22 protein-coding genes and 1 tRNA gene are annotated in these 17,929 nt (G+C 69.2%); 13 read left to right on the forward strand and 10 right to left on the reverse strand.

Annotation, left to right across the window (positions count from 1 at the left end; translation table 11 throughout):
- Positions 1 to 7: 7 nt before the first annotated feature.
- From argC to C5F48_RS01030, 10 genes are all read left to right on the forward strand, one after another.
- Positions 8 to 1,036, forward strand: coding sequence for an N-acetyl-gamma-glutamyl-phosphate reductase (gene argC / locus C5F48_RS00985; RefSeq protein WP_107662045.1), 1,029 nt, complete (start codon positions 8 to 10; stop codon positions 1,034 to 1,036).
- A gap of 18 nt (positions 1,037 to 1,054) precedes the next feature.
- Entirely contained in the window at positions 1,055 to 1,510 is a 456-nt protein-coding gene (ccmE, locus tag C5F48_RS00990) for a cytochrome c maturation protein CcmE (protein ID WP_107662046.1), read from the forward strand.
- A gap of 58 nt (positions 1,511 to 1,568) precedes the next feature.
- Positions 1,569 to 2,180, forward strand: a complete 612-nt coding sequence (locus C5F48_RS00995; protein WP_107662047.1) for a holin-associated N-acetylmuramidase — start codon at positions 1,569 to 1,571, stop codon at positions 2,178 to 2,180.
- Positions 2,171 to 2,647, forward strand: coding sequence for a holin family protein (locus tag C5F48_RS01000; protein ID WP_107662048.1), 477 nt, complete (start codon positions 2,171 to 2,173; stop codon positions 2,645 to 2,647). The genes C5F48_RS00995 and C5F48_RS01000 overlap by 10 nt, the downstream gene beginning before the upstream one ends.
- Positions 2,648 to 2,732: 85 nt before the next feature.
- Positions 2,733 to 4,475, forward strand: coding sequence for an arginine--tRNA ligase (argS, locus tag C5F48_RS01005; RefSeq protein WP_107662049.1), 1,743 nt, complete (start codon positions 2,733 to 2,735; stop codon positions 4,473 to 4,475).
- A 71-nt stretch (positions 4,476 to 4,546) separates the two neighbouring features.
- A complete protein-coding gene (locus tag C5F48_RS01010) occupies positions 4,547 to 5,551 on the forward strand; it encodes an SPOR domain-containing protein (protein ID WP_107662050.1) in 1,005 nt (334 codons plus the stop codon).
- On the forward strand, positions 5,548 to 6,561 hold the full coding sequence (gene nagZ, locus C5F48_RS01015) for a beta-N-acetylhexosaminidase (RefSeq protein WP_107662051.1): 1,014 nt from the start codon (positions 5,548 to 5,550) through the stop codon (positions 6,559 to 6,561). Before C5F48_RS01010 ends, nagZ begins: the two co-directional genes overlap by 4 nt.
- Positions 6,554 to 7,342 carry a segregation and condensation protein A gene (locus C5F48_RS01020; protein ID WP_107662052.1) on the forward strand — a complete coding sequence of 263 codons (789 nt, stop codon included), beginning with the start codon at positions 6,554 to 6,556 and terminating at the stop codon, positions 7,340 to 7,342. Before nagZ ends, C5F48_RS01020 begins: the two co-directional genes overlap by 8 nt.
- Entirely contained in the window at positions 7,339 to 7,974 is a 636-nt protein-coding gene (scpB, locus tag C5F48_RS01025; RefSeq protein ID WP_107662053.1) for an SMC-Scp complex subunit ScpB, read from the forward strand. Before C5F48_RS01020 ends, scpB begins: the two co-directional genes overlap by 4 nt.
- 26 nt (positions 7,975 to 8,000) lie before the next feature.
- Positions 8,001 to 8,186 (forward strand): hypothetical protein, encoded by a 186-nt coding sequence (locus C5F48_RS01030; RefSeq protein WP_107662054.1) that lies wholly within the window; start codon positions 8,001 to 8,003, stop codon positions 8,184 to 8,186.
- 19 nt (positions 8,187 to 8,205) lie between these two features.
- Here C5F48_RS01030 and C5F48_RS01035 read toward each other — a convergent pair whose 3' ends face one another.
- From C5F48_RS01035 to C5F48_RS01070, 8 genes are all read right to left on the reverse strand, one after another.
- Positions 8,206 to 9,291 (reverse strand): 2'-deoxycytidine 5'-triphosphate deaminase, encoded by a 1,086-nt coding sequence (locus tag C5F48_RS01035; protein WP_107662055.1) that lies wholly within the window; start codon positions 9,289 to 9,291, stop codon positions 8,206 to 8,208.
- A 63-nt stretch (positions 9,292 to 9,354) separates the two neighbouring features.
- A tRNA-Pro gene (locus tag C5F48_RS01040) sits at positions 9,355 to 9,432 on the reverse strand.
- Positions 9,433 to 9,494: 62 nt separating this feature from the next.
- The gene (locus C5F48_RS26350; RefSeq protein ID WP_107662056.1) at positions 9,495 to 10,313 is read right to left on the reverse strand and encodes a MerR family transcriptional regulator; all 819 of its coding nucleotides are present in this window, start codon (positions 10,311 to 10,313) and stop codon (positions 9,495 to 9,497) included.
- Positions 10,314 to 10,324: 11 nt separating this feature from the next.
- On the reverse strand, positions 10,325 to 10,627 hold the full coding sequence (gene ihfA / locus C5F48_RS01050; RefSeq protein ID WP_107662057.1) for an integration host factor subunit alpha: 303 nt from the start codon (positions 10,625 to 10,627) through the stop codon (positions 10,325 to 10,327).
- Positions 10,628 to 10,735: 108 nt separating this feature from the next.
- Positions 10,736 to 11,707 (reverse strand): beta-ketoacyl-ACP synthase III, encoded by a 972-nt coding sequence (locus C5F48_RS01055; protein ID WP_107662058.1) that lies wholly within the window; start codon positions 11,705 to 11,707, stop codon positions 10,736 to 10,738.
- Complete coding sequence (gene plsX, locus C5F48_RS01060; RefSeq protein ID WP_107662059.1) at positions 11,707 to 12,825, reverse strand: phosphate acyltransferase PlsX; 1,119 nt, start codon at positions 12,823 to 12,825, stop codon at positions 11,707 to 11,709. The genes C5F48_RS01055 and plsX overlap by 1 nt, the downstream gene beginning before the upstream one ends.
- Before the next feature lie 26 nt (positions 12,826 to 12,851).
- On the reverse strand, positions 12,852 to 13,058 hold the full coding sequence (gene rpmF / locus C5F48_RS01065; RefSeq protein WP_107662060.1) for a 50S ribosomal protein L32: 207 nt from the start codon (positions 13,056 to 13,058) through the stop codon (positions 12,852 to 12,854).
- A gap of 172 nt (positions 13,059 to 13,230) precedes the next feature.
- Positions 13,231 to 13,827, reverse strand: coding sequence for a YceD family protein (locus C5F48_RS01070; RefSeq protein WP_107662061.1), 597 nt, complete (start codon positions 13,825 to 13,827; stop codon positions 13,231 to 13,233).
- 232 nt (positions 13,828 to 14,059) lie between these two features.
- Here C5F48_RS01070 and C5F48_RS01075 point away from each other — a divergent pair, with 232 nt between their 5' ends.
- Positions 14,060 to 14,581, forward strand: coding sequence for an outer membrane protein assembly factor BamE (locus C5F48_RS01075; RefSeq protein WP_107662062.1), 522 nt, complete (start codon positions 14,060 to 14,062; stop codon positions 14,579 to 14,581).
- Positions 14,582 to 14,624: 43 nt separating this feature from the next.
- Here C5F48_RS01075 and msrB read toward each other — a convergent pair whose 3' ends face one another.
- Positions 14,625 to 15,020, reverse strand: a complete 396-nt coding sequence (gene msrB, locus C5F48_RS01080; RefSeq protein ID WP_107662063.1) for a peptide-methionine (R)-S-oxide reductase MsrB — start codon at positions 15,018 to 15,020, stop codon at positions 14,625 to 14,627.
- A 117-nt stretch (positions 15,021 to 15,137) separates the two neighbouring features.
- Here msrB and C5F48_RS01085 point away from each other — a divergent pair, with 117 nt between their 5' ends.
- Complete coding sequence (locus C5F48_RS01085; RefSeq protein WP_107662064.1) at positions 15,138 to 15,875, forward strand: GNAT family N-acetyltransferase; 738 nt, start codon at positions 15,138 to 15,140, stop codon at positions 15,873 to 15,875.
- Here the strand turns inward: C5F48_RS01085 and C5F48_RS01090 are convergent.
- Positions 15,872 to 16,987 carry a Gfo/Idh/MocA family protein gene (locus tag C5F48_RS01090; RefSeq protein WP_107662065.1) on the reverse strand — a complete coding sequence of 372 codons (1,116 nt, stop codon included), beginning with the start codon at positions 16,985 to 16,987 and terminating at the stop codon, positions 15,872 to 15,874. The two genes, C5F48_RS01085 and C5F48_RS01090, sit on opposite strands and share 4 nt — an antisense overlap.
- Before the next feature lie 80 nt (positions 16,988 to 17,067).
- On the opposite strand from C5F48_RS01090, the gene C5F48_RS26355 reads away from it, so the two are divergent.
- Positions 17,068 to 17,907: a MurR/RpiR family transcriptional regulator gene (locus C5F48_RS26355; protein ID WP_107662066.1), complete on the forward strand. Its 840-nt coding sequence runs from the start codon at positions 17,068 to 17,070 to the stop codon at positions 17,905 to 17,907.
- The last annotated feature ends 22 nt before the right edge of the window (positions 17,908 to 17,929 follow it).

Below are 17,929 nucleotides of genomic sequence, written 5' to 3' on the forward strand. Positions count from 1 at the left end.
GACTGACATGGAACACAAGATTGCCATTCTCGGCGCCTCTGGCTACACGGGCGCGGAACTGGTCAGGCTGATCGCCACCCATCCGACGATGAAGATCGTCGCGCTGTCAGGCGACCGCAAGGCGGGGATGGAGATGGCCGAGGTGTTCCCCTTCCTGCGCCATCTCGACCTGCCGCGGCTGCAGAAGATCGAGGAGATCGATTTCTCCAATGTCGATCTGGCCTTCTGCGCCCTTCCGCATGCGACCTCGCAAGCGGTGATCGCCGAGCTGCCGGGCGATCTGAAGGTGGTCGATCTTTCCGCCGACTTCCGTCTGCGCGATCCGTCGGAATACGAGAAGTGGTACGGCAAGCCGCATTCCGCGCCGGAGCTGCAGAAGGAGGCGGTCTACGGCCTGACCGAATTCTACCGCGACGAGATCAAGGGCGCGCGGCTGGTGGCGGGCACCGGCTGCAACGCCGCGACGGGGCAATATGCGCTGCGGCCGCTGATCGAGGCCGGGGTGATCGGGCTCGACGACATCCTGATCGACCTGAAGGCGGGCGTCTCCGGCGCGGGGCGCAGCCTGAAGGAGAACCTGCTGCATGCCGAGCTGTCGGAGGGCACCCATGCCTATTCGGCCGGCGGCAAGCACCGGCATCTGGGCGAGTTCGACCAGGAGTTCTCCAAGGCCGCCGGTCGCCCGGTGCTGGTGCGCTTCACGCCGCATCTCACGCCGATGAACCGCGGCATCCTCGCCTCGGTCTATGTCAGCGGCGATCCGGCGGCGGTGCACGAGGCGCTGGCCAGCCGCTATGCCGCCGAGGAATTTCTCAAGGTGCTACCTTTTGGCGCACTGCCCTCGACACGCGACATCCGCGGGTCCAACTATGTGCACATAGGTGTGATTGGTGACCGGGTACCCGGCCGCGCCATGGTGGTGGCGGTGCTGGACAACCTGTGCAAGGGCTCGTCCGGGCAGGCGATGCAGAACGCCAATCTGATGCTGGGGATCGACGAGGCCTCCGGGCTGCGGCTCGCTCCCGTCTTTCCTTGAGGGGAGTGTGAAAAGACCATGCGGGGCCTGAAGAAGAAACGCCGGATCCAGATCATCGTGCTGGCCTTCGTGCTGCTGGGCGTCTCGACCGCGCTGATCGGCTATGCGATGCGCGACGGGATCAACTTCTTCCGCTCGCCCAGCCAGGTGGTCAGCGACCCGCCCTCGCAGGGCGAGGTGTTCCGCATCGGCGGTCTGGTGGCCGAAGGCAGCCTGGTGCGCGGGCAGGGCGAGACGGTCAGTTTCAGCGTGACCGACACGAACGAGACGATCCCCGTCACCTTCGCCGGCGTGCTGCCGGACCTCTTTGCCGAGAACGCCGGCATGGTCGGCACCGGCAGCATGGAGAACGGCGTGTTCAAGGCGACCGAGATCCTCGCCAAGCATGACGAGACCTACATGCCGAAGGAGGTCGTTGACGCGCTGAAGGAGCAGGGCGTCTACGAGGCCCCCAGCGACCAGCCGAACGGTTGAGTAACCCGATCTTGACCGCCTGACGCCAGCCTTCCCGGGTCGCAACCCGGGAGGCCCCATGCAGACGGTTCAGGAGATTGCCAAAGAGATCGTCGCCCGCGAGGGCGGCTTTGTCGACGACTCGGACGATCCGGGCGGGCCGACGAAACATGGGGTGACGCTGGCCACGCTGCGGCGGCTCGGGTTTGATCTGACCGGCGACGGGCAGACATCGGTCGAGGATTTGCGGCGGTTGAGCCGGGCGCAGGCCGAGACGATCTTCGTCGAGCAGTATTTCAGGAAGCCGGGGCTCGGCAGCCTGCCCGAGCCGCTGCAGCCTAGCGTCTTCGACATGTATGTGAACGCGGGCCCGGCGGCGGTGAAGATCCTGCAGCGGCTCTTGGAGGACATGGGCTTTGCCTGCGCCGTCGACGGCCTCGTCGGGCCGCAGACCATCCGCGCCGCGCAGCTGGCGCAGGAGGCGGCGCCCGCGCATCTGGCCGATGCCTATGCAATCGCGCGGCGGAACTACTATTACGCTCTGGCCGACGGCCGCCCGGCCTCGCGCAAATATGCGCGGCGGCGCGATGGCGGCAAAGGCGGCTGGATCACCCGGGCCGAGAGCTTCATGCAGCCGCGCTACCGGCTGACCGAGGCGCAGCATCGGGTGCGGGTGGCGGCATGGGCGTGATCTCGCGGCTGATCGGCGCGCCCGGCGCGGTCTCGGCGCTGGGAGAGGCGGCGCAAGACGTGGCCGAGGTGTTCACCCCGAACGCCACCCGGGCGCAGGAGCTGTCGTCCGAGGCGCAGCAGGCGGCGCTGGCGCAGCTTGGCGCGGAATACCAGAGCGCCGGGGCAGGGGGCTTCGACCGCTTCGTCAACGGGCTGAACCGCCTGCCGCGCCCACTCCTGGCCTTCGGCACGCTGGCGCTGTTCGGCTATGCCATGGTCGATCCGGACAGTTTCGGGCGGCGCATGGTGGGGCTGAACCTGGTGCCCGAGCCGCTGTGGTGGCTCTTGGCGGCGATCGTCGGCTTCTACTTCGGCGCGCGCGAGGCGCATTACTTCCGCTTCCGCCCGGTGGCCGCGCCGCCAGCGACAGCGGCGGTCGCGGAGGAAAACCCGGCGCTGGAGGACTGGCGCGCGGCGCGCGGCTGAGCAGGGGCGGCGGGGGTGACCCTGCCGCCATTGACCCGCAGGCCCGGCTCTGGCATTCCCGGTTGCGATAATCAGGACGCAACCTATGAACCTCTTTTCCGAAATCCGCAGTCTCGTCATCGCCTCGCTGGATGACATGGCCCGCGCGGGTGAGCTTCCCTCCGGTCTCGACACCGCCGCCGTCGCGGTGGAGCCGCCGCGCGATCCGGCGCATGGCGACATGGCGACCAATGCCGCGATGGTGCTGGCCAAGCCCGCCGGTCTCGCCCCCCGCGCCATCGCCGAGGCGCTGGCCAAGCGCCTCGCGGCTGATCCGCGCGTTGCCGGGGCCGAAGTTGCGGGGCCGGGCTTTCTGAACCTCCGTCTCTATCCTTCGGTGTGGCAGGGTCTGGTCGCCGGCGTGCTGACCGACGGCGCCGATTACGGCCGCGCCGACATCGGGCAGGGCAAGCGGGTGAATGTGGAATTCGTCTCGGCCAACCCGACCGGGCCGATGCATGTCGGCCACGTCCGCGGCGCCGTGGTGGGCGACGCGCTGGCGCGGCTGCTGGCCTTCGCCGGCTGGGACGTGACGCGGGAATATTACATCAACGACGGCGGCGCGCAGGTCGATGTTCTGGCGCGCTCGGCCTACGAGCGCTACCGCGAGGCGCATGGGCTGGAGCCGGAGATCCGCGAGGGGCTCTACCCCGGCGACTACCTGATCCCGGTGGGCGAGGCGCTGAAGGAGACCTTCGGCACGGCCCTTCTGGACAAGCCCGAGGCCGAATGGCTGGTGACGGTGCGCGATTTCGCCGTGCGGCGGATGATGGAGATGATCCGCGAGGATCTGGCCCAGCTCGGCGTCGAGATGGATGTCTATTCCTCCGAGAAGGCGCTCTACGGCACCGGCAAGATCGAGGCGGCGCTGGCCGAGCTGGAACGGCAGGGGCTGATCTACGAGGGCGTGCTGGAGCCGCCGAAGGGCAAGACGCTGGAAGACTGGGAGCCGCGCGAGCAGACGCTGTTCCGCTCCACCGCGCATGGCGACGACGTGGACCGCCCGGTGAAGAAATCCGACGGCGGCTGGACCTATTTCGCCCCCGACATCGCCTATCACTACGACAAGGTCACCCGCGGCTTCGATCAGCTGATCGACATCTTCGGCGCCGACCATGGCGGCTATGTGAAGCGGATGAAGGCGGCGGTCTCGGCGCTGTCGGGCGGGCGGGTGCCGCTGGACATCAAGCTGGTGCAGCTGGTCAAGCTCTGGAAGAACGGCGAGCCCTTCAAGATGTCGAAGCGGGCGGGCACTTTCGTCACGCTGCGCGACGTGGTCGATCTGGTGGGCGCCGACGTGACGCGCTTTGTCATGCTGACCCGCAAGAACGACGCGACGCTGGATTTCGACTTCGACAAGGTGCTGGAGCAGTCGAAGGACAACCCGGTCTTCTACGTGCAATATGCCAATGCCCGGATCAATTCGGTGCTGCGCAAGGCGCGTGAGGCGGGCGTGGACGTGACAGACGCGGCGCTGGCCGGGGCCGACATGGCCAAGCTCGACCATCCGGCGGAGCTGTCGCTGATCGGCAAGATCGCCGAATGGCCGCGTCTGGTGGAGGTCGCCGCGCGCAACAACGAGCCGCATCGGGTGGCCTTCTACCTCTACGAACTGGCCTCCGACCTACACGGGTTGTGGAACCGCGGCAATGACGAGCCCGGATTGCGCTTCATTCAGGATGACGCCGCGACCATGCAGGCGAAAATTGCCCTCGCCCGGAGTGTGGGCGTTGTGATTTCTGCCGGTTTGGGTATCTTGGGCGTCACTCCGGTCGAGGAAATGCGCTGACCAATGGCGCCCGCCGGGGTGAAACGGGCAAGACAGCGTCAGGGGCTTTCCCCGGCGCAGTGAGGCAGAGCATGGCCGGCGTGGATTACGACGAGTATGAGGGCGAGTATGACGCGCCGCAGCGCCCCGCGCGGGTGCAGCGGGCGCTCAACCTCGCGGGCGGGCTCGTCTCGGTCGCGCTGATCCTCGGCCTTGCGGTCTGGGGCTACAAGCTCGCGGTGCGCGACGTGACCGGCATCCCGGTGGTGCGCGCCATGGAAGGCCCGATGCGGATCGCGCCCGAGGATCCGGGCGGCGAGATCGCCGCGCATCAGGGGCTCTCGGTGAATGACGTGGCCGCCGTCGGCGTCGCCTCGCCGCCGCCGGAACGGCTGGTGCTGGCCCCGCGCCCGGTGGAGCTGTCGCTGGAGGACGGGGCCGGCCTGTCCGACGATGCCCCGCCGGTCGAGGGCGAGGGCTCCGACGAGCTGGCGATGGACGCCGTGGCCGAGGAGGATCCCGCGCCGCTGGAGGCCCCCTCGCAGCAGCAACCGGAACCCGCCGCCGCGCCGCTGATCGAGGATCCGACCCGCCTCGCCATCGCCGAGGCGCTGGCCGACACGGTGGAGCCGCTCTCCGCCGATACCTCCTTGCCCGACCCCGCCGCGCTGGAAGACCCGCTGGCCGAGCCGGAGGTCGAGGTCGCCGCTGCGCCCGCCGGGGCCGTCACCCGCTCGCCGCGCCCGCCGCAGCGCCCCGCCTCCGCTTCCGCCGGGGTGACGCTGGCCGCCGCCGCGCCCGCCGCGGCCGCGCCGGTGAAGGAGGTCGACCCGGCGACGCTGGCCTCCGGCACGCGGCTGGTGCAGCTTGGCGCCTTCGACGACGCCGAGGCGGCGCGCCGCGAATGGGTGAAGCTCTCCGGCACGTTCGGCGAGCTCCTGCAGGGCAAGGCCCGCGTGGTGCAGGAGGCGCAGAGCGGCGGACGCACCTTCTACCGGCTGCGCGCCGAGGGCTTCGCCGACGAGGATGACGCGCGCCGCTTCTGCTCGGCGCTTCTGGCCGAGAACACCGCCTGCATTCCGGTCGCCGTGCGATGACCGCCGTCGGTCGTGGGGCCTGCATCTTCGGCTGCGCCGGACCCGTTCTCTTGCCGGAGGAACGCGCCTTCTTCCGCGAGGCCGATCCCTTCGGCTTCATTCTCTTTGCCCGCAATGTCGAGACGCCCGACCAGCTGCGCCGCCTGACCTCCGAGCTGCGCGAGGCGGTGGGCCGCGACGCGCCGGTGCTGGTCGATCAGGAGGGCGGGCGCGTGCAGCGGCTGCGCAGCCCGGCCTGGCGCGAGTATCCGCCGCCGCTCGACGCGGTGCGCGCGGCGGGGCCGCAGGCGGCGCGGATGATGGCGCTGCGCTACCGGCTGATCGCCGAGGAGCTGCGCGCCGTCGGCATCGACAGCAACTGCGCCCCGGTGGCCGACGTGCTGAGCGCGGCGACCCATCCCTTCCTCGCCAACCGCTGCTACTCCGACGACCCGGCTGCCGTGACCGAGCTTGCCCGCGTGGTGGCCGAGGCGCATCTGGCGAGCGGCGTGCTGCCGGTCATCAAGCACATGCCGGGCCATGGCCGGGCGGCGGGCGACACGCATCTGGCGCTGCCCACCGTCTCCACCGATCTGGAAACGCTGCTCGCCACCGATTTCGCCGTCTTCCGCGCGTTGAACCACCTGCCGATGGCGATGACGGCGCATATCGTCTTCTCGGCGGTCGATGACCGCCCCGCCACCTGCTCGCCGCCGATGATCCGGCTGATCCGCGATAGGATCGGCTTCGGCGGTTTGCTAATGACCGATGACGTCGGGATGGAGGCGCTCTCGGGCACCAGGGCCGAGCGCGCGGCGGCGGCGATCGCGGCGGGTTGCGACATCGCCCTGCATTGCAACGGCAAGATGGACGAGATGACGGGCGTCGCCGCCGCGGCGGGTGACATGGGGCCCGAGGCGCTGCGCCGGGCCGGGGCGGCGCTGGCCGCCCGCCGCCCGCCCGAGCCGGTTGACATCGCGGCGCTGGAGGCCGAGCATTCGGGCCTTCTGAGCGGGCGTGGGCATGGCTGACGACTGGGAAGGCGGCGAGAGGCTCAGCGTTGCGGATCGGCTGGCGGCCGAGGCGCTGATTGTCGATGTCGAGGGCTTCGAAGGCCCGCTCGACCTGCTCTTGACCCTGTCGCGCACCCAGAAGGTCGATCTGCGCCGCATCTCGGTGCTGCAACTGGCCGAGCAGTATCTGGTCTTCGTCACCGAGGCCAAGGCGCTGCGGATCGAGCTTGCGGCCGACTATCTGGTGATGGCCGCCTGGCTCGCCTATCTGAAATCCCGCCTGCTGCTGCCGCCCGACCCGACCGAGGAAGGCCCCTCCGCCGAGGATCTGGCGGCGCATCTGGCTTTCCAGCTGGAGCGGCTGCAGGCGATGCGCGAGGCGGCGGCGCAGCTGATGGCGCGCGACCAGAAGGGCCGCGACTTCTTCGCCCGCGGCCTGCCGGAGGACATCACCCGGCACCGCAAGGTCACCTATTCCGCCACGCTGATCGACCTGATGCGCGCCTATGCCCGCATCCGCACCAAGGACGAGTTCCGCCCCTTCGTCATGGACCGCGACCATGTCTTCACCATGGAGCAGGCGCTTGACCGGATGCGCGGCATGCTGAACTGGTTCGGCGACTGGGCCGACCTCACCAGCTATCTGCCGGAGGGCTGGGGCGAGCATCCGCAGCGCCGCCGCTCGGCCACCGCGGCGCATTTCGCGGCCGTGCTGGAGATGACCAAGCGCGGCCAGATCGAGCTGCGACAGGGCGACACCTTCTCGCCGATCCAGATCCGCCGGAGGGAGGGCGCATGAACGAGACCCCCGAGCGCAGCCTGTTCGAGGCCCCCGCGATGTCCGAGCAGGAGCGGATGGTCGAGGCAATCCTCTTCGCTTCCGCCGACCCGGTGACGGTGGCCGAGCTCGCCGCGCGGCTGCCGCACGGCTCCGACCCGGCCGAGGCGCTGGCGGCGTTGCGCCGGCGCTACGAGGGCCGCGGCGTGGCCTTGGTGCGGGTCGGTGACGCTTGGGCCTTCCGCACCGCGCCCGATCTCGGCCACCTGATGCGCAAGGAGACGGTGGAGCAACGCAAGCTGTCGCGCGCCGCCGTCGAGACGCTGGCCATCGTCGCCTATCACCAGCCGGTGACACGCGCCGAGATCGAAGAGATTCGGGGTGTCGCGGTGTCGCGCGGCACGGTAGATCAGCTGCTGGAACTGGAGTGGATTCGCTTCGGTCGCCGCCGCATGACGCCGGGTCGCCCGGTGACCTTCGTGGTGACCGAGCAGTTCCTCGACCATTTCGGGCTGGAATCGGCGCGTGACCTGCCGGGGCTGAAGGATCTGCGCGCGGCAGGGTTGCTCGACAACCGGCCGCTGCCCGGATCCGTCCGTCCGACGGAGGAGGACGAGCCGGTCACCGGCCAGAGCGAGCTTTTCGAGGATTAGGACTTTTTCGGGGATTGGGACTGGGCATGAAACTGAGCAGCATCATCGGCAGGATTGCGGGGATCTTCGGCCGGAAGGCCAAGCCGGCCAAGAGCGTGGCGAAGAAGCCGCGCGAGCAGGCCACCGCCGAACGGTTGCAGGGCAACACCGCCCGCGAGGCCGCCAAGCGCGCCCGCAAGGCCGCCCGCGTCACCCGCCGCGTGGGCCGCTAATTCCGGGCGCTGATCCGGATCAGCTGCGGCTGTCCACGCGGAAATGCTTGGACAGCTTCAGCCCCTGGCCCTGATAGTTCGACGCGATGCCCGCGCCATAGAGCATGTCGGGCAGCACGCTCATCCGCTCGTAGACCAGCCGCCCGACCACCTGCCCGTGCTCCAGCACGAAGGGGGCCTCGTGGCAGCGCACCTCCAGCACCCCGCGCGATCCCGATCCGCCGGCGGCAGAATGGCCGAAGCCCGGATCGAAGAAGCCCGCGTAATGCACCCGGAACTCGCCCACCATCGCCAGATAGGGGGCCATCTCGGCGGCGCAGTCCGGCGGGATGGTGACGGATTCGCGGCTGACGAGGATGTAGAAGGCGCCGGGATCGAGGATGATCCGGCCCTCGCTGGTCCGAACCTCCTCCCAGTAGTCCTGCGCGGCGTAATGGCCGATGCGGTCGAGGTCGATCACCCCGGTATGCGGCTTGGCCCTGTAGCCCACCAGATCGCCCTCCGAGGGCCGCAGGTCGACCGAGAAGCCCAGGCCTTCCGAGATCAGCGCCTCGCCCGAGACCAGCGGCTCCTTGCGGTGCAGCGCGTGCAGTTCGGCGTCGCTCAGCACCGCCTGTCCGGCGCGGAAGCGGATCTGGTTCAGCCGCATGCCGGGGCGCACCAGCACCGAGAAGCTGCGCGGGCAGACCTCGGCATAGAGCGGGCCGGCATAGCCTTCGGGGATCCGGTCGAACTCCACCCCGCCATCGGCGATGGTGCGCGTCAGGAGGTCCAGCCGCCCGGTGGAGGATTTGGCATTGGCCACTGCGGTGATCCCCGGAGGCAGCGCCAGCGATTCCATTAGCGGGATGACATAGACGCAGCCCTTCTCCAGCACCGCCCCGGCGGAGAGGTCGACGCGGTGCATCTCGAATTCGGCGATGCGCTCGGCGACCGAGCGGCCATGTCCCGCGAGGAAGGAGGCGCGGACGCGGTAGGCGACCCGGCCCAGCCGCAGGTCGAGGCTGGCGGGCTGGATCTGCTCGGCCAGCACCGGCGGCTCGGCCCGGATCACGCCGGCGTCGATCATCGACCGGAGGGTTTGCGATGCGAGCACGCCGGTCATGTCATTCCCCTTCGGTGAAAACGGAACGGCCCGCCCCTGTTGCCAAGGGCGGGCCGTTTCGGTTGGTCGGGCCGGCGAGATTCGAACTCGCGGCCTTCCGCCCCCCAGACGGACGCGCTAACCAGGCTGCGCCACGGCCCGACACGCGGGATACATAACGAGTTTACCGGCAGGGGCAAGCCGGAAAGCACAGCTTTTTCGCCTTACCTGCGCCCGCCGCGATGCGCCGAGGCCAGCCGGTCGCGCAGCTGCACCAGCCGCGCCTGCAACGGCAGCAGCGCCTCGCGCTTGCCTGCAAGGGCGGAAGGGGGCAGGGCCCGCAGCGCCGCCGGCAGCCAGAGGCCGGGAGCCTCCTCCGCCGCGTCTGGGTCGGAGGGCAGGGCCGGCTCCTGCGGCAGCTCCGCCTCCCCTGCGACCTCGTCCGATTCGTCCGGCGCGGGCGGGGCCACCTCTTCCGGCATCGATTCGGTGGGCTTCAGCTCCGCCTCGTCCTCCGGCTGCCAGTCGGCCTCCGCCTCCTGCTCTGCCTCTGGCACCCCAAGCGCCTCGGGTTGCCAGTCGGCCTGCGCTTCCTGCGGCAGGTCCTCCTCGGGCTCTGCAGCCGCCTCCGACGCAGGCGCGGCGGGGCGCGCCCTCGGCTCGGTCGGGGGCAGCGAGAAGGCCAGCACCTCGCCCATGCGCGGGTTTTCCTCCGGCTCCGCCTCGTTGACGAACTCCTCCGCGTCCTCGACCGGCTCGTAGCCGCGCGGCTCGATCGTGGTCAGGCCGGCGACATGGCGCACCCCCTGTTCGCGCAGGATCTTCTGCACGCCGCGGATGGTCATGCCCTCGTCATGCAGCAGCCGCTTGATCCCGGCGAGCAGGGCGATATCGGCGGGCCGGTAGTAGCGGCGGCCGCCGGCGCGTTTCACCGGGCGGATCTGCGGGAAGCGGCTTTCCCAGAAGCGCAGCACATGCGCCGGGGTTTCGAGAACCTCGGCGACCTCGCTGATCGTGCGAAAGGCGTCTGCAGATTTTTCCATGCGGGGCCCGATCAGCGTTTCGCGCCGGCGGCCACGCGATCCTTCATCAGATGCGACGGGCGGAAGGTCAGCACGCGGCGCGGGCTGATCGGCACCTCGTCGCCGGTCTTGGGGTTGCGCCCGACCCGCGCCGACTTGTCGCGCACCGAGAAGGTGCCGAAGGACGAGATCTTCACCGTCTCGCCGGAGGCCAGTACATCGGACAAATGTTGCAGAACAGATTCAACCAATTGCGCGGATTCATTGCGCGACAGGCCGACCTCGCGAAACACGGCCTCGCTCAGATCCATGCGCGTGAGAGTCTTTTCGCTCATTCCATCCCCCGGGTTGATTTGGGGCAGGATGAGCCGTTTGATTTTCCGAGTCAATATCAACGGCTTGGAAGGGCAGGTTGATGCGCGTTTACCAGCGCAAATGAGCCCTCACCAGCGCAGGACGACCGAACCCCAGGCCAGACCGCCGCCGATCGCCTCGGTCACCAGCAGATCGCCGCGCTTGATCTGGCCGCGGGCCTTGCCCACCGACAGCGCCAGCGGGATCGAGGCGGCCGAGGTGTTGCCATGGTCCTGCACCGTCAGCACCACCCGCTCCATCGGCACCTGCATGCGCTGCGCCGTGGCGCTGATGATGCGCAGATTGGCCTGATGCGGCACGATCCAGTCGACATCGGCGCTGCAGAGCCCGGCCTTGTCCAGCGCGAGATGCGCGGTTTCCGCCAGCTTTTCAACGGCATGACGGAAGACCTCCTTGCCCTGCATCCGCAGGTATCCGGTGGTCCCGGTCGAGGAGCCGCCGTCGACGTAGAGGAGTTCGCGGTAGCGCCCGTCGGAATGCAGGTCGGTCGAGAGGATGCCGCGGTCGGAGGGTTTGCCCTCGCCCTCGGCGGCCTCGAGGATCAGCGCGCCGGCGCCGTCGCCGAACAGCACGCAGGTGGTGCGGTCGGTCCAGTCCATCAGCCGGCTGAAGGTCTCGGCCCCGATCACCATCACGCGCTTCGCCTGACCCGAACGGATCAGCGCATCGGCATTGGCCAACGCGAAGACGAAACCGGCGCAGACCGCCTGCACGTCATAGGCAAAGCCGCGGGTCATGCCGATGGCGGCCTGCACCATTGTGGCGGCGGAGGGGAAGGTGAGGTCGGCGGTGGAGGTGGCGAGGATGATGGCGTCCAGATCGTCGGCCACCAGCCCCGCGTCATCCAGCGCGGCGCGGGCGGCGCGGGTGGCGAGGTCGGAGGTGGTCTGGCCCTCGGCCACGAAATGCCGCCGCTCGATCCCGGACCGGGTGCGGATCCACTCGTCGGTCGTGTCGATCCGCTCTTCGAGTTCCGAGTTCGGCACGATGCGTTCGGGCAGGTAATGCCCGACGCCCATCATCACGGCGCGCGTTGTCATTATTTGATACCGTTGCCTGAATTGCTTGGGGCGCTGTCGTCCCGAGGGGCATCCTGCCCCGCGCGGCCAGCCGATGCAACCCGTGCCGCCAGCCGGTCGTTGAAGCCCGACTGCGCCAGCTGGAAGGCCAGCTTGATCGCCGCCGACACGCCGGTGGCGTCGGCCGAGCCGTGCGATTTCACCACGGTGCCGTTCAGCCCGAGGAAGACGCCGCCGTTCACCCGGCGCGGATCTATCCGTTTCTGCAGTCTTTTCAGCGAGCCGAGCGCCAGCACCGCCGCCATCTTCGACAGCACGTTGGCCCCGAAGGCCTCGCGCAGGAAGTCGGAGATCAGCTTGGCCGTGCCCTCGCCGGTCTTCAGGGCGATGTTGCCGGTGAAGCCGTCGGTCACGATCACGTCACAGCGATTGCCGGGGATGTCGCCGCCCTCGATGAAGCCGACATACTCGTAGCCGCCCGCCGCGGCATGGGCCGCGATCAGGTCGTTGGCCAGCTTCAACTCGGCGCTGCCCTTGTGATCCTCGGTGCCGACGTTCAGCAGACCGACGCGCGGACGGTCGAGGTTCAGACCATTGCGCGCATAGGAGGCGCCCATGGTGGCGTATTGCAGGAAGTCGCCGGCATCCGCCTTGATGTCGGCGCCGACGTCCAGCATCACGTTGAAACCGCCGGGATTGCGCGAGGGCCAGAGGCAGGCGATGGCCGGACGGTTGACGCCGGGCAGCTTGCGCAGCCGGATCATCGACACCGCCATCAGCGCGCCGGTATTGCCGCAGGACACGGCGACCGTGGCCTCGCCCTTCTTCACGCTCTCGATGCAGGACCACATCGAGGTGCCCTCGCCATGGCGCATGATCTGGCTCGGCTTGTCGTGCATGGTGACGACGCGGGGGGCGTGGCGCAGCTCGCAGCGATCGGCGAGGACCTTGCGCTTGCCGATCAGGCCGCGCAGCTCCGCCTCGTCGCCATGCAGGATGAACCCGATGTCCGGGTTCTTTTCCGCAGACTGAACCAGACCGGCAACCACTGCCGCCGGCCCGCGATCGCCGCCCATCGCATCGACGGAGATGACGATGCGCCCCTCGCCCTTGACCGGAGTGATGTTTCCGTTCGACATGGCGCTTCCGGGGCGAACGGCGCGGCTTACGCCGCGTCCTCGTCCAGATCGGTCTCGGTCGTCATCGCGACGACTTCGCGTGCGTCATAGTGACCGCAGGCGCCGCAGACGTGGTGCGGGCGCTTGAGCTCGCCGCAGTTGGAGCATTCGGCGGGGTTAGAAGCCACGAGAGCGTCATGGGCCCGGCGCATGTTGCGCTTGGATTTGGTGACTCGGTTCTGAGGGACAGCCATGTCTCAACCTTGGGTTACTGAGGGGCAAGCCCCTGATTTTCCTTTGGGATCTGGCCATTGCCCAAACGGCAGGGCGCGTCGGATCCACGCTTTGAACGAGGCGCGGAACATAGTGGGATTCTGGCGCGGCGCAAGCCCCTTTCGTATCCCCGCGGCTCCCCGCCACGCCCGGTCAGGCATCGCCGCCCGAACCGCCCTCGCTGCTCTCGCCGGTCAGCTTGCCCTTCAGCGCCGCGAGACCGGCGAAGGGCCGCAGGTCCTCGTCGCGCAGCGGGGCCGCGCCGGGAGGGGCCACCGCCACCTCGCCGAGCTCCGCCCCCGGCGCGCGCGGGTAGAGCGGCAGCGCCAGCGCCAGCGCCTCCACCGCGACCGCGCCGGCGTCGATCACTTCGGGCAGCTGTTCCGAACTGTCGTCCTCCGGCATCTCCACCTCGTCGCCCTCGGGGGCGGCGTAATCGGCGAGGTAGCGGCGGATCACCGGCTCGTCGATCCGGGTGGTCACCGGCGCGAGGCTGACGCTGCAGGGCTGCACCACGGTGGCGACCAGCCGCGCCTCCAGCACGTAGTCATGCTTGCCGGAGGCGCGGATCTCGCCCTTGAAATGCATTCCGCGCACCTCGGAGATGCCGAGCAGCGCCGCCACCAGCGCCTGGGCCGGCTTGTCGGGGGCGATGTCGAAATGCGTGGGCTTGCGCGCGGGCAGGGCCGACACGCGGAACGGCCGGGAAACCGGCAGGTCTTCGCTGGATGCGTGCATCGGATCAGTCATGGCGATGTTTCTTTCGGAATTCGGGATATTGGCGGCGCAGCTCCTCCCCGTGACGGGGCGCGGAGCCGGTCGGGCGGCGTGCTGGTCGGCTCTCGCCGCTTGCAGCGGGCCTGCCACGCGTTCCTTTCTTGAACCCGGGGCTGACCTTCTGTAAGCCGGAGACAAAGCCGGGACGGGCTGTTGCGTCAGGGTTGGGGATACGGGGCTTCGGCCCCCAAGGCAAGAGGTCGGTATGGGCGGGGCAGGCGGGTTCAAGACGGTTGCGCTGGTCCGCAGCGCGGGGTTCAGGGCGGTTGCGCGGCGCGGCCTGCGGCAGGCGGCGCTGGGGCTCTGCCTCGTCGCGGTGGTGGCCTGCGCGCCGGTCTACCGCAACCACGGCTACGCGCCGGAGGATACCGCGCTGGCCCAGATCACCGTCGGCAAGGACACCCGCGACACCGTGGCCGAGATCGTCGGCCGCCCCTCCGCCGCGGGCCTCCTGAACGACGAGGGCTGGTACTATGTCCAGAGCCGCTACCGCCACTTCGGCGCGCGCCGCCCGGAGGAGATCGAGCGGCAGGTGGTGGCGATCAGCTTCACCCCGAACGGCACCGTCGAGAATGTCGAGCGCTTCGGGCTGGAACAGGGCAAGGTCGTGCCGCTGTCCCGCCGCGTCACCGAGAGCAACATCAAGGGCGTCAGCCTGATCGGCCAACTGCTCGGCAACATCGGCCAGTTCCGCGCCGACCAGTTCATCCCGCAGGAAGAGCGCTGAAACCCGCCCGGTCGCCGGAGATCCGGCGGCCGGGCAGGGAGCCTCAGGCCTTCGGCTCGAAGGTCATCGCCACCCCGTTCATGCAGTAGCGCAGCCCGGTCGGCTGCGGCCCGTCCGGGAAGACATGGCCCAGATGCGACTCGCAGGTGGCGCAATGCACCTCGGTGCGGCGCATGAAGAACTTGCGGTCCTCGCTGGTCTCCACCGCCTGTTCGTCGATCGGGGCCCAGAAGCTGGGCCAGCCGGTGCCGCTCTCGAACTTCTGCGCCTGATCGAACAGCGCCGCGCCGCAGCCCACGCAATGGAAGACGCCCGGCTCCTTGGGGAAGTTGTCATGCGAGCCGGCGCGTTCGGTGCCGTGCTGGCGGGCCACCTTGTAGGCCTCCGGCGAGAGCTGGGCGCGCCATTCGGCATCCGTTTTGGTGATACGGTCGGTCATGCGATCCTCCTGAGGGCATTCATCCTGTCGCATTGCGGTCGCCGCTTGCGTGCAGGATAGGTGGTGGTCATATCTAGGCGGTCGATCCCGCTTCGCCAAGGCATGAGGAGTTTGCCTGTGCTGGCTCTGAGCAAAGGCCGCTATGCCGCGCGCGTCGCCGCCACCCCCGAGGATCTCCGCGCCTGCCAGGCCCTGCGCCACCGCGCCTTCCGCGCCGGGGCCGAGGGGCTCGACGCCGACGCCTTCGACGGGATCTGCAGCCATGTCATGGTCGAGGAGGCGCGCAGCGGCGCGCTGGTCTGCTGTTTCCGGCTGATGGCGCTGTCCGGCGGCGGCGAGATCCGCCGCAGCTATTCGGCGCAGTTCTACGAGCTCTCGGCGCTGGAAAGTTTTTCCGGCCCGATGGTCGAGATGGGCCGGTTCTGCATCGACCCCGCCTGGCGCGACCCCGACATCCTGCGCGTCGCCTGGGGGGCCATGACCGCCCATGTCGACAGCACCGGGGTGGAGCTGCTGTTCGGCTGCTCCTCCTTCCAGGGCACCGAGGCCGAGACCTATGCCGACGCCTTCGCCATGCTGAAGGACAGCCATCTCGCGCCGAAACGCTGGCTGCCGCGGGTGAAGGCGCCCAATGTCTTCCGCTTCGCGCAGAAGCTGGCGCGGATGAAGCCGGATGTGAAGCGCGCCATGTCGGGCATGCCGCCGCTCTTGCGCACCTATCTGCTGATGGGCGGCTGGGTGTCGGATCACGCCGTGGTCGACCGTGACCTGAACACCCTGCATGTCTTCACCGGGCTCGAGATCCGCGCCATTCCGCCCGCCCGCGCGCGGCTCCTGCGCGGGGTGGCGGGTTAGAGCGTCACCCGCTGCCCCGTCCGCGCGCTCTCGGCCATGGCGTGGATCGCCCGCTCGAAGACCAGCGCATCGGTGAAGTCGGGATGCGCCTTCGCGCCGCCCGACAGCGCCTCGACCAGCGCCGCGCATTCGATCACCTTCAGGTCGTTGAATCCCAGCTGGTGCCCCGGCGCCGGGCAGAAGGCGCCGTAGGGCGGATGCGCCGGGCCGGTGAGGATGGTCTTGAAGCCCTGCTCGGCCAGCGGCCCGCGGTTCTGGTAGAGCTGCAGCTCGTTCATCCGCTCCTGATCGTAGACGATCATGCCCTCCGTGCCATGCACTTCGAATCCCAGCCGCGACTTCCGCCCCCAGGCCGAGCGCGAGATCACCATCGACCCCTGCGCGCCGCCCGCGAAGCGCAGGAGCGCCGAGGCGGCGTCCTCGTTCTCCACCGCCGCGCGCCCGCCTTCGGGCAGGGGCCGGGTCTGGTGGATCACCTGCGTGTCGGCGATCAGGCTCTCCACCGGCCCCATGAGGCCGGTCGCGAGCGAAACGAGGTGGCAGCCGAGATCGCCGAGCGCGCCCAGCCCCGCCTCGGCCAACGTCGCCCGCCAGGTCCAGGGCAGCTCGGGATCGGCCTGATAGTCCTCATCCACCCAGCCGCGGAACTGCGCCACGCGGCCGATGGCGCCCTCGGCCAGCAGGCGCTGCGCATGGGCATAGGCGGGGTTGCGCAGGTAGTTGTAGCCGACCAGCGTCACCACCCCCGCCTTGCGCGCCGCCGCCTCCATCTCCTCGGCCTGCGCCAGGGTCAGCGCCATCGGCTTCTCGCACCAGACATGCTTGCCCGCCGCCAGCGCCGCCAGCGCCATCTCGTGATGCAGCCGGTTCGGCGTGGTGATCGACACCACCTGCACCGCCGGATCGGCCACCAGCGTCCGCCAGTCGTCGGTGGCGCGGGCAAAGCCCAGCTGTCCGGCAAAGGCCTCCGCCCGGTCCAGCGGCGTGTCGCAGAGCACCGCCAGCTCCGGCGCCGCCGCGCAGCCCATCACCGCCTTGACATTGCGCCAGGCGAGGGCATGGGTTTTGCCCATGAAACCCGTGCCGATCACGCCGACGCCGATCTTTGTCATTCCGCCCTCCGAGCTTTCCGATTGGAATATTTGTTCCATCCGTGTAGCCTGAGCCCGTTTCGTCCTGCAAGGAAAACCGCATGGATCATGCTGCCCCGCCGTTTCCGGCTCCGACCACGGTGGAGGAGTTCCGCGACCGTCTTTCGGCGCTGTCGGACAGCCTGCCGCGGCGGATGCGGCAATGCGCCGATTTCGTCGCCGCCAATGCCGATCGGATCGCGGTCTCGACCGTGGCGGAACTGGCGGCGGGGGCGGAGGTGCCGCCTTCGGCGCTGATGCGCTTCTGTCAGATCATGGGGTTTTCCGGCTTCTCGGAAATGCAGAAGCTTTTCCGCGACGCCTATACCCCCGGCTGGCCGGATTATTCGACGCGGCTGCGCAACCTGAAGGACAATGGCGCAGGCAGCCCTGCGGCGCTGCTGGCGGAGTTTGTCGAGGCCGGGCGGCTGTCGCTGGAGGCGCTGGCGAAATCGGTGGACGAGGCGGCGCTGGAGGCGGCGGTGGCGCGGCTGGCCAAGGCCGAGACGGTGCATGTCGTGGGGCTGCGGCGGGCCTTTCCGGTGGCGAGTTACCTCGCCTATGTCTTTGAGAAGATGTCGGTTCCGGCGATGCTACATGATGGGGTCGGCAAGCTCGACCACCGTTTCGCGCTGCGGCCGGGCGATGCGCTGCTGGCGATCACCTTTGCCCCCTATTCCGAGGAGACGCTGACGCTGGCGCAGGATGCGCGGGCGCGGGGGCTGCCGGTGGTAGCGATGACCGACCATCTGACCAGCCCGCTGGCCCGGCTGGCCGATGCGGTGGTGGCGGTGCCCGAGGTGGATTTCGGCGCCTTCCGCTCGCTTTCCGCCACCATCGCCATGGCGCTGGCGCTGGCGGTCGCCGTGGGTTCAGCGCGGGATGAGGCCTCGACCGGCTGAGCCGCAGAAAATGCTTCCCCTG

It is taken from the genome of Cereibacter changlensis JA139, from assembly GCF_003034985.1.
GTDB lineage: Bacteria > Pseudomonadota > Alphaproteobacteria > Rhodobacterales > Rhodobacteraceae > Cereibacter > Cereibacter changlensis.

Bases quoted from the DNA above. Each gene is read 5' to 3' on its own strand.
- C5F48_RS01090 (WP_107662065.1), bottom strand. From the start codon at position 16,987: ATGACAAAGATCGGCGTCGGCGTGATCGGCACGGGTTTCATGGGCAAA.
- scpB (WP_107662053.1), top strand. From the start codon at position 7,339: ATGAACGAGACCCCCGAGCGCAGCCTGTTCGAGGCCCCCGCGATGTCC.
- plsX (WP_107662059.1), bottom strand. From the start codon at position 12,825: ATGTCGAACGGAAACATCACTCCGGTCAAGGGCGAGGGGCGCATCGTC.
- C5F48_RS01055 (WP_107662058.1), bottom strand. From the start codon at position 11,707: ATGACAACGCGCGCCGTGATGATGGGCGTCGGGCATTACCTGCCCGAA.
- C5F48_RS01035 (WP_107662055.1), bottom strand. From the start codon at position 9,291: ATGACCGGCGTGCTCGCATCGCAAACCCTCCGGTCGATGATCGACGCC.
- C5F48_RS01030 (WP_107662054.1), top strand. From the start codon at position 8,001: ATGAAACTGAGCAGCATCATCGGCAGGATTGCGGGGATCTTCGGCCGG.
- C5F48_RS26350 (WP_107662056.1), bottom strand. From the start codon at position 10,313: ATGGAAAAATCTGCAGACGCCTTTCGCACGATCAGCGAGGTCGCCGAG.
- C5F48_RS01070 (WP_107662061.1), bottom strand. From the start codon at position 13,827: ATGACTGATCCGATGCACGCATCCAGCGAAGACCTGCCGGTTTCCCGG.
- argS (WP_107662049.1), top strand. From the start codon at position 2,733: ATGAACCTCTTTTCCGAAATCCGCAGTCTCGTCATCGCCTCGCTGGAT.
- msrB (WP_107662063.1), bottom strand. From the start codon at position 15,020: ATGACCGACCGTATCACCAAAACGGATGCCGAATGGCGCGCCCAGCTC.
- C5F48_RS01075 (WP_107662062.1), top strand. From the start codon at position 14,060: ATGGGCGGGGCAGGCGGGTTCAAGACGGTTGCGCTGGTCCGCAGCGCG.
- ccmE (WP_107662046.1), top strand. From the start codon at position 1,055: ATGCGGGGCCTGAAGAAGAAACGCCGGATCCAGATCATCGTGCTGGCC.
- rpmF (WP_107662060.1), bottom strand. From the start codon at position 13,058: ATGGCTGTCCCTCAGAACCGAGTCACCAAATCCAAGCGCAACATGCGC.
- nagZ (WP_107662051.1), top strand. From the start codon at position 5,548: ATGACCGCCGTCGGTCGTGGGGCCTGCATCTTCGGCTGCGCCGGACCC.
- C5F48_RS01020 (WP_107662052.1), top strand. From the start codon at position 6,554: ATGGCTGACGACTGGGAAGGCGGCGAGAGGCTCAGCGTTGCGGATCGG.
- C5F48_RS26355 (WP_107662066.1), top strand. From the start codon at position 17,068: ATGGATCATGCTGCCCCGCCGTTTCCGGCTCCGACCACGGTGGAGGAG.
- ihfA (WP_107662057.1), bottom strand. From the start codon at position 10,627: ATGAGCGAAAAGACTCTCACGCGCATGGATCTGAGCGAGGCCGTGTTT.
- argC (WP_107662045.1), top strand. From the start codon at position 8: ATGGAACACAAGATTGCCATTCTCGGCGCCTCTGGCTACACGGGCGCG.
- C5F48_RS01010 (WP_107662050.1), top strand. From the start codon at position 4,547: ATGGCCGGCGTGGATTACGACGAGTATGAGGGCGAGTATGACGCGCCG.
- C5F48_RS00995 (WP_107662047.1), top strand. From the start codon at position 1,569: ATGCAGACGGTTCAGGAGATTGCCAAAGAGATCGTCGCCCGCGAGGGC.
- C5F48_RS01000 (WP_107662048.1), top strand. From the start codon at position 2,171: ATGGGCGTGATCTCGCGGCTGATCGGCGCGCCCGGCGCGGTCTCGGCG.